Here is a 677-nt window from a genome sequence, read left to right as displayed (position 1 = left end):
GAGCGCGCCGAGATGCAGCGCCAGCAGCAGCAGGTGGTCGACAACCTCAGCAACGGCCTGATGTGCCTGGCGGAGGGCGACTTCTCGCAGCCCATCGACACCCCCTTCCCGCCGGAATACGAACAGCTGCGGCAGAATTTCAACAGCACTGTCAGCAACCTGAACGCCACCGTGCAGCAGGTGATCGCGGCCTCCGGCAGCATCCGCAGCGGCGCCGCCGAGATCAGCCAGGCCTCCGACGACCTGTCGCACCGCACCGAAAGCCAGGCCGCCACCCTCGAACAGACCGCCGCCGCGCTGGACGAGTTGACCGCGAGCGTGAAATCCGCCGCCGAGGGTGCGCGCAGCGTCGAGGCGACGATGCAGCAGGCCCGCGACGAGGCCGAGACCAGCGACGCCGTGGTCCAAAGCGCCGTCGCCGCGATGACCGAGATCGAGCAATCCTCGGCCCATATCAGCCAGATCATCTCGGTGATCGACGACATCGCCTTCCAGACCAACCTCCTGGCGCTGAACGCCGGGGTTGAGGCCGCTCGGGCGGGCGAGGCCGGCAAGGGCTTTGCGGTGGTCGCAAGCGAGGTGCGGGCGCTGGCGCAGCGCTCGTCCGAGGCGGCGATGGAGATCAAGACGCTGATCTCCGACAGCTCCAAGCAGGTCGAGCGCGGCGTGGATCTGGT

At 68.2% G+C, this 677-nt stretch carries 1 protein-coding gene; it reads left to right on the top strand.

Annotated elements, in window-relative coordinates:
• Positions 1-677: methyl-accepting chemotaxis protein (locus tag AB9K35_RS06555; protein WP_369924976.1), on the top strand; the 677-nt coding region annotated here is incomplete at both ends.

The sequence above is a fragment of the Leisingera sp. XS_AS12 genome (genome assembly GCF_041224635.1).
Lineage (GTDB): Bacteria > Pseudomonadota > Alphaproteobacteria > Rhodobacterales > Rhodobacteraceae > Leisingera.
Note: the sequence above shows the minus strand (reverse complement) of the source record. Positions and strands in the feature narration are given on the sequence as shown.